General features: G+C 72.8%; 15 protein-coding genes. 8 read left to right on the top strand and 7 right to left on the bottom strand.

Annotated elements, in window-relative coordinates; translation table 11 throughout:
• The 5 genes from IE185_RS19170 (at position 1) to IE185_RS19150 (ending at position 6668) form a co-directional block, all read left to right on the top strand.
• Positions 1-1977, top strand: a complete 1977-nt coding sequence (locus IE185_RS19170) for a fumarate reductase/succinate dehydrogenase flavoprotein subunit (RefSeq protein ID WP_138896844.1) — start codon at positions 1-3, stop codon at positions 1975-1977.
• A complete protein-coding gene (locus tag IE185_RS19165) occupies positions 1974-2744 on the top strand; it encodes a succinate dehydrogenase/fumarate reductase iron-sulfur subunit (protein ID WP_138896845.1) in 771 nt (256 codons plus the stop codon). Before IE185_RS19170 ends, IE185_RS19165 begins: the two co-directional genes overlap by 4 nt.
• A gap of 81 nt (positions 2745-2825) precedes the next feature.
• Complete coding sequence (locus tag IE185_RS19160) at positions 2826-3671, top strand: arylamine N-acetyltransferase family protein (protein WP_138896846.1); 846 nt, start codon at positions 2826-2828, stop codon at positions 3669-3671.
• A 130-nt stretch (positions 3672-3801) separates the two neighbouring features.
• Positions 3802-5871 carry a TPM domain-containing protein gene (locus IE185_RS19155; RefSeq protein ID WP_189715648.1) on the top strand — a complete coding sequence of 690 codons (2070 nt, stop codon included), beginning with the start codon at positions 3802-3804 and terminating at the stop codon, positions 5869-5871.
• A gap of 86 nt (positions 5872-5957) precedes the next feature.
• On the top strand, positions 5958-6668 hold the full coding sequence (locus tag IE185_RS19150) for a PspA/IM30 family protein (protein ID WP_138909513.1): 711 nt from the start codon (positions 5958-5960) through the stop codon (positions 6666-6668).
• Positions 6669-6718: 50 nt separating this feature from the next.
• Here IE185_RS19150 and IE185_RS19145 read toward each other — a convergent pair whose 3' ends face one another.
• From IE185_RS19145 to IE185_RS19120, 6 genes are all read right to left on the bottom strand, one after another.
• The gene (locus tag IE185_RS19145) at positions 6719-9238 is read right to left on the bottom strand and encodes a SpoIIE family protein phosphatase (RefSeq protein WP_373303742.1); all 2520 of its coding nucleotides are present in this window, start codon (positions 9236-9238) and stop codon (positions 6719-6721) included.
• A gap of 189 nt (positions 9239-9427) precedes the next feature.
• Positions 9428-9856 carry an ATP-binding protein gene (locus tag IE185_RS19140; RefSeq protein ID WP_138898315.1) on the bottom strand — a complete coding sequence of 143 codons (429 nt, stop codon included), beginning with the start codon at positions 9854-9856 and terminating at the stop codon, positions 9428-9430.
• Between the two features lie 158 nt (positions 9857-10014).
• Positions 10015-10434 carry a (deoxy)nucleoside triphosphate pyrophosphohydrolase gene (locus IE185_RS19135; RefSeq protein ID WP_138898312.1) on the bottom strand — a complete coding sequence of 140 codons (420 nt, stop codon included), beginning with the start codon at positions 10432-10434 and terminating at the stop codon, positions 10015-10017.
• 43 nt (positions 10435-10477) lie between these two features.
• Positions 10478-10657 carry an SPOR domain-containing protein gene (locus IE185_RS19130; protein ID WP_138898313.1) on the bottom strand — a complete coding sequence of 60 codons (180 nt, stop codon included), beginning with the start codon at positions 10655-10657 and terminating at the stop codon, positions 10478-10480.
• A 316-nt stretch (positions 10658-10973) separates the two neighbouring features.
• Entirely contained in the window at positions 10974-11726 is a 753-nt protein-coding gene (locus IE185_RS19125; RefSeq protein ID WP_138898335.1) for a GntR family transcriptional regulator, read from the bottom strand.
• A 339-nt stretch (positions 11727-12065) separates the two neighbouring features.
• Entirely contained in the window at positions 12066-13637 is a 1572-nt protein-coding gene (locus IE185_RS19120) for a S8 family peptidase (protein WP_138898334.1), read from the bottom strand.
• A gap of 252 nt (positions 13638-13889) precedes the next feature.
• Here IE185_RS19120 and IE185_RS19115 point away from each other — a divergent pair, with 252 nt between their 5' ends.
• On the top strand, positions 13890-15062 hold the full coding sequence (locus IE185_RS19115; RefSeq protein WP_138898333.1) for a pyridoxal-phosphate dependent enzyme: 1173 nt from the start codon (positions 13890-13892) through the stop codon (positions 15060-15062).
• A 93-nt stretch (positions 15063-15155) separates the two neighbouring features.
• On the opposite strand, the gene IE185_RS19110 is transcribed toward IE185_RS19115, so the two are convergent.
• On the bottom strand, positions 15156-15668 hold the full coding sequence (locus tag IE185_RS19110) for a MarR family winged helix-turn-helix transcriptional regulator (RefSeq protein ID WP_138898332.1): 513 nt from the start codon (positions 15666-15668) through the stop codon (positions 15156-15158).
• A 113-nt stretch (positions 15669-15781) separates the two neighbouring features.
• On the opposite strand from IE185_RS19110, the gene IE185_RS19105 reads away from it, so the two are divergent.
• Together IE185_RS19105 and IE185_RS19100 are read left to right on the top strand one after the other, a co-directional pair.
• Positions 15782-17035: an MFS transporter gene (locus IE185_RS19105; RefSeq protein ID WP_189715611.1), complete on the top strand. Its 1254-nt coding sequence runs from the start codon at positions 15782-15784 to the stop codon at positions 17033-17035.
• Positions 17036-17173: 138 nt separating this feature from the next.
• Positions 17174-17605, top strand: coding sequence for a nuclear transport factor 2 family protein (locus IE185_RS19100; protein ID WP_138898326.1), 432 nt, complete (start codon positions 17174-17176; stop codon positions 17603-17605).
• Positions 17606-17616: the final 11 nt, after the last annotated feature.

The following is a 17616-nucleotide window of genomic DNA, read 5'->3' as shown; positions in this document are numbered from 1 at the left end:
ATGACGCAGCTCGAACGGCAGGGGTGGGACGTCGTCGTGGTCGGCGCGGGCGGCGCCGGACTGCGCGCCGCCATCGAGGCGCGGGAGCAGGGGGCCCGTACCGCGGTCATCTGCAAGTCCCTGTTCGGCAAGGCGCACACGGTGATGGCCGAGGGCGGCATCGCCGCGTCCATGGGCAACGTGAACTCCGGCGACAACTGGCAGGTCCACTTCCGCGACACCCTGCGCGGCGGCAAGTTCCTCAACCAGTGGCGGATGGCGGAGCTGCACGCGCGCGAGGCGCCGGACCGGGTGTGGGAGCTGGAGACCTGGGGCGCGCTGTTCGACCGCACGCCGGACGGGAAGATCTCGCAGCGCAACTTCGGCGGGCACGAGTACCCGCGCCTGGCGCACGTCGGCGACCGGACCGGCCTGGAGCTGATCCGCACGCTCCAGCAGAAGATCGTCTCGCTCCAGCAGGAGGACTTCCACGAGTTCGGCGACTACGAGGCCCGGCTCAAGGTCTTCCAGGAATGCACGGTGACACGCGTCCTGAAGACTGTGTCCGACAGCGGCTCCGCCGCGGGCGAGGACCGGGTCGCGGGGACCTTCTGCTACGAGCGCGAGTCCGGCCGCTTCTTCGTGCTGGAGGCCCCGGCCGTGGTGCTGGCCACCGGCGGCATCGGCAAGTCCTTCAAGGTGACGTCGAACTCGTGGGAGTACACGGGCGACGGCCACGCGCTGGCGCTGCTCGCGGGCGCGCCGCTGCTCAACATGGAGTTCGTGCAGTTCCATCCGACCGGCATGGTCTGGCCGCCGTCGGTGAAGGGCATCCTCGTCACCGAGTCGGTGCGCGGCGACGGCGGCGTCCTGCGCAACTCCGACGGCAAGCGGTTCATGTTCGACTACATCCCCGACATCTTCAAGGAGAAGTACGCGCAGACCGAGGAGGAGGGCGACCGCTGGTACGAGGACCCGGACAACAACCGGCGTCCCCCCGAGCTGCTCCCCCGCGACGAGGTCGCGCGCGCCATCAACTCCGAGGTCAAGGCCGGGCGCGGCTCCCCGCACGGCGGCGTCTTCCTCGACGTGTCGACGCGCATGCCGGCCGAGACGATCCGGCGCCGGCTGCCGTCGATGTACCACCAGTTCAAGGAGCTGGCGGACGTCGACATCACCGCCGAGGCGATGGAGGTCGGTCCGACCTGCCACTACGTGATGGGCGGCGTCGCCGTCGACTCCGACACCGCCGCCACCCGGGACGTCCCGGGCCTGTACGCGGCGGGCGAGGTGGCCGGCGGCATGCACGGCTCCAACCGGCTCGGTGGCAACTCGCTCTCCGACCTGCTGGTCTTCGGGCGCCGGGCGGGGCTGCACGCCGCGCAGTACGCCATCGCGGCCGGCGAGGGGACCGCGCGTCCGCGGCCGGACTCCGCCCAGGTGGACGCGGCGGCCGCCGAGGCGCTGCGCCCCTTCAGCGCGGAGGGCCCCGAGCCGGGCGAGCCGGACGGACGCCCGCCGGAGAACCCGTACACGCTCCACCAGGAACTCCAGCAGACGATGAACGACCTGGTCGGCATCATCAGGCGCGCGCCGGAGATGGAGCAGGCCCTGGAGAAGCTGGCCGGCCTGCGGGTACGGGCCCAGCGGGCCGGGGTCGAGGGCCACCGGCAGTTCAACCCGGGCTGGCACCTGGCCCTGGACCTGCGGAACATGCTGCTGGTCAGCGAGTGCGTGGCGCGGGCGGCCCTGGAGCGTACCGAGAGCCGGGGCGGTCACACCCGCGAGGACTGCCCGGCGATGGAGCGGGAGTGGCGGCGGGTCAACCTGCTGTGCCGGCTGACGGACGTGTCGGGCGGCCTGGCGCCGGCCGGCCCGCCGCAGGGGCTGATCGCTCTCGCCCGGGAGACCACCGAACCCATCCGCCCCGATCTGCTCGGCCTGTTCGAGAAGGAAGAGCTGGTCAAGTACCTCGCCGAAGAGGAGCTCCACGGATGAGCAGCTACACGGCGGCCTTCAGGGTCTGGCGCGGCGACGCGGACGGCGGGGCCCTGGAGGACTTCGCGGTCGAGGTCAACGAGGGCGAGGTCGTCCTCGACATCATCCACCGCCTCCAGGCCACGCAGGCGTCGGACCTCGCGGTGCGCTGGAACTGCAAGGCGGGCAAGTGCGGTTCGTGCAGCGCGGAGATCAACGGACGGCCCCGGCTGCTGTGCATGACGCGGATGTCGGTCTTCTCGCCCGAGGAGACGATCACCGTCACACCGCTGCGGGCGTTTCCCGTCGTACGCGATCTGGTGACGGACGTGTCCTTCAACTACACCAAGGCGCGGGAGGTGCCCGCCTTCGTACCGCCTCCGGGGGTCGCGGCGGGCGACTACCGGATGCAGCAGATCGACGTGGAGCGCCCGCAGGAGTTCCGCAAGTGCATCGAGTGCTTCCTGTGCCAGGACACCTGCCACGTGGTGCGCGACCACGAGGAGAACAAGGCGGCCTTCGCGGGCCCCAGGTTCCTGATGCGGATCGCCGAACTCGACATGCATCCGCTGGACGCGGCCGCCGGGGCCGGCCTCGACCGCAGGAAGACCGCGCAGGACGAGCACGGGCTCGGGTACTGCAACATCACCAAGTGCTGCACGGAGGTCTGCCCCGAGAACATCAAGATCACCGACAACGCGCTGATCCCCTTGAAGGAGCGGGCGGCCGACCGCAAGTACGACCCGCTGGTCTGGCTGGGTGACAAGATCTTCCGGCGTTCGGAATAGAGGTCCCGCGCCCCACGCTTCATCTGTCGCACGCGCCGGAAGGCGGCGCGCGCGACGGACGAGACGACGGGGAACGTACGCATGTGGAACGGTGACGCACTCGATCTGGACGCCTACCTGGCACACCTGGGGTACGAGGGGGACCGCTCCCCCACGCTGGAGACGCTGCGCGCGCTGCACCGCGCGCACGTGCTGAACGTGCGCTGGGAGAACCTCGACGCGGTGCTGCGCGGGGACGTCCCGCTCGACCTCGGCGCACTGCGGCGCAAGATGATCGGCAACGCGCGCGGCGGCTACTGCTTCGAGCACGCCTCGCTGTACGCCGCGGCCCTGGAGCGGCTCGGCTTCACGTTCTTCGCGGTGCTGGGCCGGATCCGGATGGGCGCGCCGAAGATGCTGCCCACCACGCACGCCATGCTGGTCGTCGACATCGACGGGCGGCGGTGGCTCTGCGACGTCGGCTTCGGCGCGAGCCCGCTGGAGCCGATCGAGATGACGGCCGAGGGGGCCGAGGCGACCGACGGCGTGTGGACGTACCGGCTGCGCAGGGGGGAGGTCACGCCGGGCGCGCAGGGGTGGACGCTCTACCAGCCGGCGGACGAGGGCCAGAAGGACGAGACGGGCGACGGGTGGATGGCGCGGCACACCTTCACGCTCGACCCGCAGTACCCGGTGGACTTCGCGATGGCCAACCACTTCATCGCGACGAGCTCGCACTCTCCCTTCAGCTACCGGCCGTTCGTCCAGCGCGTGCACCCCGACCGCCTGCACCTCCTGGACAACCGCACGCTGATCACGTCCAGGCCCGGCGAGAAGCCGGAGGTGCGGGAGCTGGAGCCGCGGGAGGTGCCGAAGGTCCTGTCGGACGTGTTCGGCGTCGACCTGACGCCGGACGACGCGGCCCTGCTCGTGACGAAGCTGGCCTGAGCCACCGGCACCTCGCGGGCGCGCCCCCGGACGGGGCGCGCCCGCCGTCCGGTCGCGAGCGACGCAATGCGGACATAACCTCGCAAGCGTGACGCGAACCGCCGCCGCAGGACTCCTGCTCAGCACCCTGATGACCGCGTCCTGCCTGGCCCTGTCCGTCGCCCTGCCCGGCGCTGTCGCCCGCGCCGAGGACCCCATCGGCCTCTCCCGCCAGGGCCAGGTCACGGACCGCGTGGACGCGCTCGGCGAGCGTACGAACGACGTCGTAGAAGCACTGGACCGGCTCTACGACACCCGCCGCGTCCAGCTCTTCGTCGCGTACGTCCGTGACTTCTCCGGCAGGTCCCCGCAGAGCTGGGCCGACGACACCGCCGAACGCAACGGCCTGGGCCGCGACGACGCGCTGCTCGCCGTCGCCACCCACGACCGGCAGTACGCCTACTCCGTCGACCAGGACTCGCGTCTGACCGACTCCGAGCTCGACGACGTCGCGCGGACCGCCATCGAGCCCGCCCTGCGGCAGAACGACTGGGCCGGCGCGGCGATCGGCGCCGCCGACGGGTACGCCGCCGTGCTCGCCGGGCGGCCCGTCCCGGTGCCGGACATCACCCCGGGCCCGGCCGACCCCGGGGGCGGCCCGGACGACGGTGCGGGCGGCGCCGGCGACCTGGTGCTGCCCGTGGTCGTGGTCGGCGCGGCCGGCGCACTGGCGGCGTACACGTACGCCCGGCGCAGAAGGCGCGCGACCACCCGCACCACACCCGCCCAGCACGCCCCGCCGGCGCCGGAGCCGCAGACTCCGCTGCCCGAGCTCGACGCGCGGGCCAAGCGGGAACTGGTCGGGGCCGACGACGCGATCCACACCAGTGACGAGGAACTGGGCTTCGCCGCCGCGCAGTTCGGCGAGGAGGCGGCCCGCCCCTTCGGCGAGGCGCTCGCGTACGCGAGGAGCGAACTCGCCGTCGCCTTCCGGCTGCGCCAGCAGCTCGACGACGCCCATCCCGAGGACGACGCGACCCGCCGCCGCATGCTCGACGAGATCATCGCCCGCTGCGCCGAGGCCAACCGCCGGCTCGACGCGGAGTCCGACTCCTTCGACCGGTTGCGGGCGCTGGAACGCAACGCCCCGCAGGCGCTCGCCGCCGCCGAGGCGGCCTTCCGCGACCTCGTCGGCCGTACGGGCACGGCCGAGGCCATGCTGAGCGCCATGCGGCAGCGGTACGCCGACTCCGCCGCCGCGCCGGTCACCGGCCACGCCGGGCAGGCCAAGGACCGGCTCGCCTTCGCGACCACCAGCCTCACCGAGGCCCGGCAGGCCGTCGACGCGGGCGACACCGGGAAGGCCGCCGTGTTCGTACGGGCGGCCGAGGGCGCCGTCGGCCAGGCCGCCACGCTCGTCGACGCCGTCGACCGCCGGGCGCGCGAGCTGGCCGAGGCTGCCGGCAAGCTGCCCGGAGCACTGACCGAGACCGGGACCGATCTGGCCGACGCGCGCGGCCTGCTGGAGGGCGGGGGCGCGACGGCGGACCTGCGGGGGCGGATCGCCCGCGCCGAGTCGGTCGTCGCCGACGTACAGCGGGAGAAGCAGTCGGGGCGCTACGACCCGATCGACGCCCTGCGCCGCGTCGAGGAGGCCGACGCGGTACTGGACGAGGCCCTGGCGGGGGCGCGCGAGCGCGAGACGACGGCGCGCCGGGCCCGCGCGCTGCTCGACCAGGCCGCGCTCGCCGCCCGCTCCACGATCGGCGCGGCCGCCGACTACATCACGACGAACCGGGGCGCGGTCGGCAGTCAGGCCCGCACCCGCCTCGCGGAGGCGCGCCGGCACCTCGAACGTTCGGCGGCGCTCGCGGAGTCCGACGCGCCGGGCGCGCTCGCCGAGGTCCAGCAGGCGGACGCGCTGGCCCGGCAGGCGCAGAGCCTGGCCGAACAGGACGTACGGGGCTACGCCGACGAACTGGGCGGCGGCTTCGCGGACTTCGGCGGCGGGATCACGGGCGGGCGCCCGGGCGGCGGGGGCCTGGACGGGGCCGTACTCGGCGGCATCCTGCTCGGCGGCCTGCTGGGCGGCGGCCGTGGCGGCGGCGGCTGGAGCGGGGGCGGCGGCTTCGGCGGAGGCGGCGGGGGCTTCGGCCGCGGGCCCGGCAGTTTCGGCGGCGGCGGCACGCGGGGGCGCCGGGGCGGCGGCGGCCGGTTCTGACGTACGCGCCGACCGCCCGGCAGCCGGGGCCGTCCAGCGGCACCCACAGGCACCCGACGACAACCAGGGACGTCAAGGAGACGCGCATGACGAAGCAGACCATCCTCGGCCGCGTGACCCAGCTGGCGCGGGCCAACATCCACGGCCTCCTCGACCAGGCCGAGGACCCGCAGAAGATGCTGGACCAGCTGATCCGCGACTACACGGCCAACATCGCGGAGGCGGAGGAGGCCGTCGCGACCACCATCGGCAATCTGCGGCTGCTGGAACTGGACCACCAGGAGGACGTCGACGCGGCCAGGGAGTGGGGGGTCAAGGCACTCGCCGCCAGCAGGAAGGCCGACGAACTGCGCGGCTCGGGACCGGCGGCGGAGGCGGACAGGTTCGACAACCTGGCCAAGGTCGCGCTCCAGCGCCAGCTCCAGTCGGAGAAGGAGGCGAAGGCGGCCGAGCCGGTCATCACGATGCAGACCGAGGTCGTCGACAAGCTCAAGGCCGGTCTGGTCCAGATGAAGACGAAGCTCACGGAGCTGACCTCCAAGCGCGACGAGCTGGTGGCCCGGGCGAAGTCCGCGCAGGCGCAGAACCGCATGATGGACGCCGTGAAGAGCGTCGACGTCCTGGACCCGACGAGCGAGCTGGGCCGCTTCGAGGAGAAGGTGCGCCGCGAGGAGGCGCGGGCCATGGGCAAGCAGGAGCTGGCCGCGTCGTCCCTGGACGCCCAGTTCGAACAGCTGGACAGCCTGGGCGACGACGCCGAGATCGAGGCCAGGCTGGCCGCCATGAAGGCCCGCTGACCGGCGTCCTCAGCAGAGGCCGGCGGCCGGCCCGGGCCCGGCGGCCGCCGTCAGAACAGGCTCAGCAGCTGGTCGACACTGAGTTCGCCCTTGTCCGCCTCCCCCGTCGGCAGCGCGAGTTCGAACCAGACCGTCTTCCCGCGCGGGGTGCGCCGTGAACCCCACGCGGCGCTGAGCAGCCCCACCAGCTGGAGCCCGCGCCCGCCCTCGTCGGTGTCGCGGGCCCGGCGCCGGCGCGGCTGCACGAGCCCGGCGTCCCAGACCTCGCAGACGAGCGTACGGTCGAGGAGCAGCCGGAGCCTGATGTCGCCCTCGCCGTACCGCAGCGCGTTGGTGACGAGCTCGCTGACCAGCAACTCCGTGGTGTCCACCAGATCTTCGAGGCCCCAGGTGACGAGTTGCGCCCGTGCCAGCTCCCTGGCCCGGCCGACCGAGCGCGGCTCGCGCGGCAGCGACCAGTCGCCGACGGACTCGGCCGGCATCCCCTGGATGCGGGCCATCAGCAGGGCGATGTCGTCCTCGCCGTGCCGGGTGTCGAGGGTGTTCAGTACGTGGTCGCAGACGTCCTCCAGCGGGTGCGCCGGATCGGTGAGGGCCGCGCGGAACGCCATCAGGCCCTCGTCCAGCGGGTGGTCCCGCGACTCGACGAGCCCGTCGGTGTAGAGCGCGAGCAGCGCGCCTTCCGGCACCTCGACCTCGACCTCCTCGAACGGCTCGCCGCCGACCCCGAGCGGCATCCCCGGCGGCACGTCGAGCAGCAGCGCCTCCTCGCCCGGTTCGACGAGCACGGGCGGCAGGTGACCGGCGTTGGCGAACGTGCAGCGGCGGGTGACCGGGTCGTAGACGGCGTACACGCAGGTCGCCAGGTAGACCTCGGACAGGTCGGCCTCCCGCGCCTTGTGGGAGGCGCGCGAGGCGTGCTGCGCGCCGCTGGGCGTGCCGAGGCCCCGGGCGATCTCGTCGAGGGCGGAGAGCACTTCGGCGGGTTCGAGGTCCAGCAGCGCCAGGGTCCGTACCGCCGTGCGCAGCTCGCCCATCGCGACGGCCGCGCGCAGGCCGCGTCCCATGACGTCGCCGACGACCAGGGCCGTGCGGTGGCCCGGCAGTTCGATGACGTCGAACCAGTCGCCGCCCACTTCGGTGGCGGTGTTGCCGGGCAGGTAGCGGCAGGCGATGTCGAGGCCGGCCGCCTCCGGGTCGCCGGGCGGCAGCAGGCTGCGCTGGAGGATCAGGGCGCGTTCGTGCTCGCGCCGGTAGAGGCGGGCGTTGTCGATGCAGACGGCGGCGCGGGCGGCGAGCTCGGTGGCGAGGGCCAGGTCGCGTTCGCCGAAGGGCTCGCTGCCCTTCGTACGGGAGAACTGCGCGAGGCCGACGACGGTGTCGTGGGCGACCATCGGCACGGCGAGCGTCGTGTGGACGAGACTGCCGTCCTCGCCCGGCACGGTCTGGACGCGAGCGGTGCGCAGGGCGCTCCCGCAGGGCGAGTTGAACGGGTACCGGTGCACGTCGCCGACCTCGGTGGGCCCCGGCGCGTCGTCGTCCGCGACGCAGTCGGGGGCGGCCAGCGGGCCTTCGGAGACCGCGCTGGCGAAGGCGACACGGCGCAGCTCGGCGCTGCCGTCGGCCCGGCCCGGCGGGGTTTCGTCGCCGGCCAGGAGACCTTGGTAGAGGTCGACGGACGCGAGGTCGCAGAAGCCGGGTACGGCCACGTCGAGGAGTTCGCGGGCGGTGGTCTCCAGGTCGAGGGAGTTGCCTATGCGGGCGCCGGCCTCGTTCAGCAGGGCGAGGTTGCGGCGGGCGTCGGCGGCCTCGCGGGCGGCGACGTGACGACGGGTCACGTCGGTGGCGAGCCCGGCCACCCCGACGGGCCGGCCGGCTCCGCTGTGCACCCGGTAGAGGTTGACGGACCAGTGCCGGCGCTCGGCCTCGCCCGGGGCGGTGCCGACGAGCTGCATGTCGGTGACGGCCTCGCCGGTCTCCAGGACCCGCTCCAGGGCGGCGGTCATGCGGCCGGCCTCGGCGGGGGCCAGGTAGTCGTGGACGGTGCGGCCTCGGTGGTCCTCGACGGCGCCGCCGAAGACGGTGGCGAAACGCTTGTTGGCGCGCTGCACGGTGAAGTCCGTACCGAACAGCAGGAAGCCGAAGGGAGATTGGCCGAATATGGCCTGCGAGGCGGCGAGATCGGTCTCGATCCGGCGTACGGCGCGTACGTCGACGACGAGACAGAGCGCGGCCTGCTCGCCGTCGGCCGTGGCGCTGGGCATCACATAGATCTCCGCCATGCCGTGCGCTGGCGCCCCGGCGCCTTCCCCGTCGGGCATCCGGAACGGGACGAAGCCCGTCCACTCCTTGCCGTCGAGGATCTCGGCGAGCCGGCGGCGGCCCCGTGTCCGCAGCTCGGGGGGCATGAAGGCATCGACCGGATCCCTGCCGACGACATCGGACGCGGGCAGGCCGAACAGCTCCTCGGCCCGCTTGCTCCACTGCTCGACCAGCCCTCCCGGGCCGATCGAGAACGACGCGACTCTTATGTAGTCGTAGATGGAGCCGGGCGGGCTGTTCTGCCACATCACTTCGCCCGCTGCCGCTGATATCTCGTTCACGCGACCGTCCCCTCCAGCTCAACGCACCGGACCGGTCCTTCCCGCAGTATTCAGCACTACGGTCACAACCTGCACGGCGTTCACGATCACAGCACGGTCTCGTTCCTTTTCAGCCGGGGAAGAGAGGCGCCGAGTGATCGTTGTCCCTTCAGTCTTCTAACCAGGGAGAGCCAGCTCGAACCACACCGTCTTGCCCGTTCTGCCACGTCTGGTGCCCCAGCGCCGCGTGGAGCAGGCCACCAGCTGCAAACCGCGTCCTCCCTCGTCATCGGCGTTCGCGACCCGCTCCAGGGGCAGATCCGGAAGGGGGTCCGAGACCTCGACCACCAGTACGGGGCGTACGCCCGGCGCGCGGCCGTCGGCGTCGGGCCGCAGGAGGCGGACGCCGATCGGACCGGAGGTGTACCGCAAGGAATTGGTCACCAGCTCACTGACCAGCAGGACGGTGATGTCGCCGACGGTGTCGGGCAGGCCCCAGGCGCGCAGCGCGTCGCGGACGGCGTGGCGGGCGTGGCGGACGGCGTCGGGCTCAGCAGGGAACGTCCAATCGGCGCATTCGCCGTCGGTGTCGATCACGCCGACCACATCCCAGATCCGCCGCAGGCCCGCGTCCCATTTCGGGGGGTTAATCAGCACATACCCGATATACGGTCGCGGCTATCCCCGACCCGGACGCACTGTGGCACGAACGGCGTACGGACGTTCCTCGCACGCCCCGGGCAGCGGGGCCCGGCGACGCGGCGTCAGGCCTGCGCGGCGGACCCCGGCAGCGCGCTCAGACGGCGCACCGCCTCGGCGACGGCGGGGCGGTCCTGGGGGAGCCAGTCCACGCTGTCCGCCTCGTGCGGACCGAGCCAGCGCAGGTCGTCGTGGTCCTGGAGGGGGCGGGGCGTGCCGGACAGCAGCCGGGCGGTCCACACGTGCAGGACGTAGCCGGGCTTGAGCGGCCACTCGCCGGGGATGCGCTCCACGGCGTCCGCCTCGACGCCCAGCTCTTCGCGCAGTTCCCGTACGAGCGCCTGCGGCGGGGTCTCACCGGGCTCCACCTTGCCGCCGGGCAGCTCCCAGCGGCCGGCCAGCTCGGGCGGGGCGCTGCGACGCGCGGCCAGCAGCCGGCCCTCGTCGAACAGGGCGGCGCCCACCACCACGACACGATCAGTCATGGCCGGAGCCTACGGCGTCCACAGCGCCCGGCGCATGGTGGTCCTACTGGACGCTCTGCCCTATCCGCTCGACCCAGTAGAGCTGCTTGTGGCCGCGGGCGTCGAGGCTGTCGGCCATCTTCTGCGCCTCGGCCCTCGTCGCGTACCGGCCGACGCGGTAACGGTTGCCGTTGTCGTCCTGCCGTATGACCAGCCAGGGGAGCACAGCGCCGCTGTCGTTCACTTCGCGCTCCTGTCCGCCGGTGCACTCGCCTCTAAGGATCTCCAGGAAACCGCAATCCGCATATGCCCGAGCGTACGCCTGACCTTTACTCAGCGGATACGCATTTACACAAAGAGGTACGCATCCAGCCATGCCGAAGGGGGCGCACCCCGAAAAGTGCGCCCCTCCCCCCACGCCTCGGCGCGCCCCCGGACGCCGGCCCACCGCTACCGCGGAGTCAGCCGCCGGCCGCCCGCCACCCCGAACTCCCTTCCGCCCGGGGCCCGTTGCCCGTTGCCCGCCCATCCGGCCGCCACCGCACCCGGCCCGCCCCCGGTCACTTCACGGGCAGGTGGTAGGCGATCCGGTAGCGGTCGGCCGGGACCACCACGTCGGCCGTCTCCACCGCCATCCCGGACGCGTAGTACGTCCGCTCGATGACCAGCACCGCGTGCCCCGGGACGCCGCCGAGCCGCAGCAGCTCCTCGGCGAGCCCGGGGCGCGTGCCGACCTCCTCCACCACGTTGTCCACGACGATGTCGATGGCCGCCATCCGCTCGACGACGCCGCAGCCGGCCAGCGGCCCCTCCTCCGGCAGCATCACGGGCGTACGCCCCGTCACCGCCAGGGGCTCCCAGGAGGTGGAGAGCATCATCGCCTCGCCCGCGTCCCTGAAGACGTACCGCGTGCGCATCACCCGGTCGCCCTCCTGGACGCCGAGCCGCTTGGCGATGGACGCGGCGGCCTCCTCCTGCTCGCTGCTGGATTCCCAGGTGCCGCGCGCGCCGGCCTCCGACTGCTCCTGCCGGAAGGGCGTGGGCGGCACCGTCCCGCGATAGCCCCCTCGGGAGACGCGGCGCGGGACGGGCTGCTCCCGTACGTACGTACCGGAGCCGGAACGGCCTTCCACCAGGCCTTCCGCCATCAGGACCTTCCGGGCCTCCAGCGCCACGGTGTCGGAGACGCCGTACTCCTGGCGGATGCGGGCCTGCGACGGGAGCCGAGTGTGAGGTGGCAGGGAACCGTCGACGATCTTCTGCCGCAGATCGCCGGCGACGCGCAGATAGGCCGGCTGCTCACCGAATGTCACTGGCCACTCCCATCAGGTTGACAGACAGCAACAGCCTGGCAACCGTGGGTTGTTGACCGCAAGCGCAGGCCAAAGTTTCACCCGAAGTGATGACTTGTCTTTACGCAGGGGCTTACGGGGGTATAGCGGACGGAACCCCGCCCCGCGACCCGAGTCGGCCTCCGCGTGGCTTCGCCCCCTTCTCCGCCCGCCGCACCCCAGTCCGACGACGCAGCGTCAGGGCCCGGGCGTACGCGGCGCGTCGGCTCGCGGACGGGCGGGGGCAGGGGCAGGCCGGTGTACGGGCGCGCGCAAGGGGCGGCCGCCCCGGCGACCGCCCCCGCTCATCCGTTCAGCGCGTCAGAACTGCAGCGCCCACGAGTCGATCTTGCCCGTGTCGTACGCCGCGTTGTCGCTGACCCGCAGCTTCCACGTGCCGTTGGCCACCTCGGACGAGGCGTTGACCGTGTACGTGGTGATCAGGTTGTCGCTGCTGCCACCGGTGCCGTAGCCCTTGAGGGGGTACGCCGTGCCGTCGGGGGCGATCAGGTCGACCTTGAGGTCACCGATGTACGTGTGCTTGATGTCGACCGGCACGCTCAGCGTCGCGGGCGCGTTGCCCGTGATGCCGCTGACGGTGACCGGGGACTCGGCGGTGGCGTTGTCGCTGATCGCGTAGTCGGTGAGGTTCTCGAACTTCTTGCCGGGCGGCGGGGTCGTGCCGGTGCCGACGTACAGCAGACGGTTCGGCGAACCGGTTCCCGGGCTCGTCACGACGCCCGTGGTGGCGGCCGAGGTCAGCGCGCCGGAGACCTGGGCCGGGGTGGCGGTCTTGTTGGCCGCGAGGTACAGGGCGGCCGCGCCGGCGACGTGCGGGGAGGCCATCGACGTACCGGAGATGGAGTTCGTCGCCGAGTCGCTGGTGTTCCAGGCCGAGGTGATCGACGAGCCCGGCGCGAAGATGTCGAGGATGCTGCCGTAGTTGGAGTAGCTGGCCTTGGCGTCCGTGTTGGTGGTGGCGCCGACCGTGATCGCCTCGGCCACCCGGGCGGGCGACTTGGTGGAGGCGTCGGTGCTCTCGTTGCCGGCGGCGACCGCGTAGGTGACGCCGGAGGCTATGGAGTTGCGTACGGCCGTGTCGAGGGCGGCGTCGGCGCCGCCGCCGAGGCTCATGTTCGCGACGGCCGGCTTCACGGCGTTCTTCGTCACCCAGTCGATGCCCGCGACGACCTGGGCGGTCGTACCCGAGCCCTGGTTGTTGAGGACGCGGACGCCGACGACCTTGGCCTTCTTGGCGACGCCGTACGCGCCGCCCGCGACCGTGCCGGCGACGTGGGTGCCGTGGCCGTGGCCGTCCTGCGCGGTGTTGTCGTTGTCGATGGCGTCGTAGCCGTAGGAGGCACGGCCGCCGAAGTCGCTGTGGGTGATGCGTACGCCGGTGTCGATGACGTACGCCGTGACGCCCTCACCGGCGGTGTCCGGGTAGGTGTAGCTCTGGTTCAGCGGGAGGGCCTTCTGGTCGATGCGGTCCAGGCCCCAGGACGGCGGGTTGGGCTGGGTCGCGCTGACGGTGAAGGTGCGGTTCTGCACGACGGCGTCGACGGCCGGGTCGGCGGCGAACTTCTTCGCCTGCGCCTCGGACAGCTCGACGGCGTACCCGTTGAGAGCCGCGGTGTACGTCTTCTTGATCTTGGCGCCGTACTCCTTGGCCAGCGCCCTGCCCTCCGCCGAACCGGCGTCGGCCGCCGCCTCGTCGAGGGTCACGATGTAGCTGCCCGCGATGGTGCCGGGGGCTCCGGCGTTCAGGATCCGCCCTTCGGCGGCGTCGGCCGCACTGGCGGGGAGGGCGGAGGCCGCGCCGAGCGCGAGGGCTGCGACGGCGGTGGCACTGACTGCGACAACTCTTCGCCGGGAACTACGCATCACGGACATGTGAGGGGTCCTCCTCATTGGCGGTGCGCTGGTGGGGGGTGGTGCGGCGGTGCGGCGGTACGCGGTACGGCGGCACGACAGGAGCATGACAAACAAACGCTGCGGAGTCCGCGTCGTTTCCCACGCCTTGCCGACAGGCGAAAGATTGACGCATCCATAGGAATCCCACAAGAGTCAAATCGGTCCCGCAATACGCCTGCCACACAGCCGACACGAGCCCGCGCGGATCACCGCGCCGCCTAGGCTTCCGCCATGAGGACCCCGACAGCTTCGGCCCCTTCGGCGGCTCGGCCCGCGCCCCTGGCGTACCGCTGCCCGGCCGACGGCTCACACGCTCCGGTCGAATCCCCGGCCTGGCGCTGTCCCACCTGCGGCGGCACCTGGGATCTCGACTTCGCGCCCTCCTCCCCGGTACCGCTGAAGTCCCTCGCGGGCCGGGTGAATTCACTCTGGCGTTACGAAGAGGCGCTGCCGCTCGCCGGACCGGCGGGCGGCCTGACGCTCGGGGAAGGCCGCACTCCGCTCGTCCCCCTCACCGACCACGTTTCGGCCAAACTCGACTTCCTGATGCCGACGCTGTCCTTCAAGGACCGTGGCGCGGTCATGCTCGTGGAACTCGCCCGCCGCCTCGGCCCCGGCCGGGTGGCCCGCGTCGTCGCGGACAGCAGCGGCAACGCGGGGACGGCCGTCGCGGCGTACTGCGCGCGGGCCGCACTGCCCTGCGCGGTGTACGTCCCCGAGGCGACCTCGCCCAAGAAGACCGAGCAGATCCGGGCACACGGCGCCCACGTCGTCCTGGTCCCCGGCGACCGCGAGGCGGCGGCGGTCGCCGGCCGGGCGGCGGCCGACGAGCCCGGCACCTTCTACGCGAGCCACGTCCACAACCCGTTCTTCCTGCACGGCACCAAGACGTACGTCTACGAACTGTGGGAGGACCTCGGCGGCCGGCTCCCCGACACCCTCGTCGTCCCCGTGGGCAACGGCACGCTGCTGCTCGGCGCCTGGCTCGCGGTCAACGAGCTGCACGCCCACGGGCTCGTCGACCGCCGCCCGGCACTGGTCGCCGTACAGGCCGAGGCGGTGTCGCCCCTGGCGGCGGCCTTCCACGCGGGCGCGCAGGACCTCGCCGTCAGCGCGTCGCCCGCGCCCGCGCGGCCGACCCTCGCCGAGGGCATCGCCATCCCGCGGCCCCCGCGCGCCGCGCAGATCCTGCGCGCCGTACGGGAGTCGGGCGGCACCTTCCTGACCGTGACCGAGCCGCGGATCCGAGCCGCCCAGCTGGACCTCGCGGCCCGGGGGCTGTTCGTCGAGTCGACCGCGGCGGCCTGCTGGGCCGCGGTCACCGCGGACCCGGGCCGGGTGGCCGGCGCCACGGTGGTCCCCCTGTGCGGCGCGGGCGCGAAGACGGGCCTGGCCGCCGGATAGCCGCGAAGCCTCGCCCGGCGGGGCTTCGTCCGGACAGCGGCGCGCCCTGCCCGGCGGGGCTTCGAGGGGCGGACCGGGGGCGTTGCCCCGCCCCTAGCCGATCGACGTGTCCCCGAGGGACACCAGCAGCGCGCGCAGCGAACCGGCGAGGCGCTCGCTCTCCTCGCGGCCCAGCGGGCCGAGCATGCGCGCCTCGTTGGCCAGGTGGTCCGCCATGTACGCGCGGGTGACCTCGTGCCCGTGCTCGGTGAGCCGGATCCGCACCGTGCGCCGGTCGCCGCCGCTCTCCTCGCGGACGCGCTCCACCAGCCCCTTGGCCTCCATGCGGTCGATGCGGTTGGTGATGGCGCCGGAGGTCACCATGGCGGCCTTGAGGAGCGCCCCGGCCGGCAGCGCGTACGGCGGGCCCGAGCGCTGGAGCGTGGTGAGGACGTCGACCTCCCCCAGTTCGAGGCCGCGCTGGGCGGCGAACGTCCTGAACTCCTTGTCCAGGACGCGGCCGAGGCGCTGGAGCCGCCCGAGGACCTGTACGGGCCACAGGTCGTCCTCCAGGTCCGGCCGCTCGGCGACCCACTGGCCGATGATCGCGTCCACCGCGTCGCTCATGCCTCATTCCCTTCAACGTACGGAATCTCAACGTTAAGACACTTGACGTTGAGAGGAGCAGCCTGTTTTATCTCAACGTTGAGATTATCAAGCCTGAACCAACGGGAGTCCCCATGCCCGAACGCGCCCCCGCCCAGTCCCCCGCGCACCCTGCCGTCGCACCCACCGCCGCCACCGCCCCGACCGGCCCCGCACCGGCGCGGCAGATCCCGGCCCTCTGGCTCGCGCTCCTCGCCACGCCCGTGGCCGCCGGCGCCAACAGCCCGGTCCTGATCCTTCCCGACATGGCCGACGCGTTCGGGATCCGGACGGCGTCGGTCACGTGGCTCGTCACGGTGTTCGCGTGGGCCATGGCGGTCGGCACCCCGCTGATGGCAAGCCTGCTGCGCCGCCGCGGTCTGCGCGCCACCCTGCGCGTGAGTACGGTCCTGGTCCTGTCCGGCACCCTGCTCGTGGCGCTCACGCCCTGGATGGCGCTCGCCCTGCCGGGCCGGGCGGCGCAGGCGGTGGGCGGCGCGGGTCTCGTCACCTCGGCCATGAGCCTGGCGGGGTCGGTGCGCCGGATGGGCGTCATCACCGCCGGGTTCGGCGTGCTGGGCGCGGCCGGACCCCTGCTCGGGTCCCTGCTGGCCGACGCGTTCTCCTGGCGCGTGTCACTCACCGTCTCCGTACTGGCGCTCGCGGCCCTTCCGGCCGTGACCCGGGGAGCTCCCCGTACGACGCCGCCCCCGGCCACCCCCTTCGACGCGCGCGGCGCATCACTGCTGGTGGCGCTGGCGACCGCACTGGTCCTCCTGCCGCACCACCCGCTGCCGGCGGCCGGCGCGGCGCTCGCGGCGGGTGCGGCCCTGGCGGCCCACGTCCGCACCCGCCCCGACGGCTTCGTGCCGGCCGCGCTGCTGCGCACGCCGGCCTTCCTGCTGGCCGCGCTGCCCGCGTGCGCCCTGGCGACGTCGTACTTCACGCTGCTCTTCGCGGTCCCCCAGCTCCTCGCCGCCCGGACCGACTGGTCCACCGCCACCATCGGCACCGGCCAGCTCGTCGCCCTGCTGACCGGCTCCTTCGTCTCCCTCGCCCTCGCCGCGGTCTCCGCCCGGCTCGGCCGGCGCAGGGTCCTGGCCCTCCTGTTCACCCTGGGCGCGCTGGCGCCGGTGACGGCCGCCGTGAGCACCTGGGCGCCGCTGCTCCTCCTCGCGGCGGCCGCGGCCGTGCTCACGACCACGTTGGGCAACGCGAACCTCGCGGTGTACGCGACCCAGGCCGCCCCGGAGTCCCAACGCCCCACGGTGATCGGGCTGTTCAACCTGTGCTACCAGCTCGGTGGCGCCTTCGGCCCGGCGATCGCCGCCCTGCTCACCCTCACCTGACCGCCCCCGCCGCCGCCTCGCCGACCGTCGAGCACTCCGGCTCCGGCCCGGGCCCGCCAGGTCTTCGCACGCGTCGCTTCCCTATGGGAAAATGGGACGAACACGCCATATGCACCACACCGAATCTGGAGGTGGATCATGGGGCAGGCACGGGAAGTCATGGACCGGCTGACGGAGGCGCTCACCTCGGGCACGGATCTGAAAGCCGTCATGGAGTGTTTCGCGGAGGACGCGGTCGCCATCACCCCCGACGGGGAGGTCCGGGGGCGGGAGAACATCGGTGAGTACTGGCGTCAGATGACGGACGCACTGCCGGACAGTGTGTACGAGTCGGTGTACGAGCACGAGTCGGGCGACACGGCGATCGACGAGGGCTTCTTCACCGGCAGGAACACCGGCCCGCTGGTGCTGCCTTCCGGCGAGAGCCTGGAGCCGACGCACCGGGACGTCAGGGTGCGCGGGTGCGACATCGCGACGGTCCGGGACGGCAAGATCGTCAGCTACCGGCTCTACTTCGACCAGCTCGACTTCCTCGGCCAGCTCGGGCTCCTGCCGAACGCCCCGGTCTGACGTCACCCCGC

Source organism: Streptomyces chryseus, assembly GCF_014650755.1.
GTDB lineage: Bacteria > Actinomycetota > Actinomycetes > Streptomycetales > Streptomycetaceae > Streptomyces > Streptomyces chryseus.
The sequence above is the reverse complement of the archived record's forward strand: the minus strand, read 5'-3'. Positions and strand labels throughout refer to the sequence as shown.

Coding starts and splice junctions, on each gene's coding strand:
- IE185_RS19120 (WP_138898334.1), bottom strand. CDS start 13,637: ATGTCCGTGATGCGTAGTTCCCGGCGAAGAGTTGTCGCAGTCAGTGCC.
- IE185_RS19100 (WP_138898326.1), top strand. CDS start 17,174: ATGGGGCAGGCACGGGAAGTCATGGACCGGCTGACGGAGGCGCTCACC.
- IE185_RS19155 (WP_189715648.1), top strand. CDS start 3,802: ATGACCGCGTCCTGCCTGGCCCTGTCCGTCGCCCTGCCCGGCGCTGTC.
- IE185_RS19135 (WP_138898312.1), bottom strand. CDS start 10,434: ATGACTGATCGTGTCGTGGTGGTGGGCGCCGCCCTGTTCGACGAGGGC.
- IE185_RS19145 (WP_373303742.1), bottom strand. CDS start 9,238: ATGTGGCAGAACAGCCCGCCCGGCTCCATCTACGACTACATAAGAGTC.
- IE185_RS19165 (WP_138896845.1), top strand. CDS start 1,974: ATGAGCAGCTACACGGCGGCCTTCAGGGTCTGGCGCGGCGACGCGGAC.
- IE185_RS19105 (WP_189715611.1), top strand. CDS start 15,782: ATGCCCGAACGCGCCCCCGCCCAGTCCCCCGCGCACCCTGCCGTCGCA.
- IE185_RS19170 (WP_138896844.1), top strand. CDS start 1: ATGACGCAGCTCGAACGGCAGGGGTGGGACGTCGTCGTGGTCGGCGCG.
- IE185_RS19115 (WP_138898333.1), top strand. CDS start 13,890: ATGAGGACCCCGACAGCTTCGGCCCCTTCGGCGGCTCGGCCCGCGCCC.
- IE185_RS19110 (WP_138898332.1), bottom strand. CDS start 15,668: ATGAGCGACGCGGTGGACGCGATCATCGGCCAGTGGGTCGCCGAGCGG.
- IE185_RS19150 (WP_138909513.1), top strand. CDS start 5,958: ATGACGAAGCAGACCATCCTCGGCCGCGTGACCCAGCTGGCGCGGGCC.
- IE185_RS19160 (WP_138896846.1), top strand. CDS start 2,826: ATGTGGAACGGTGACGCACTCGATCTGGACGCCTACCTGGCACACCTG.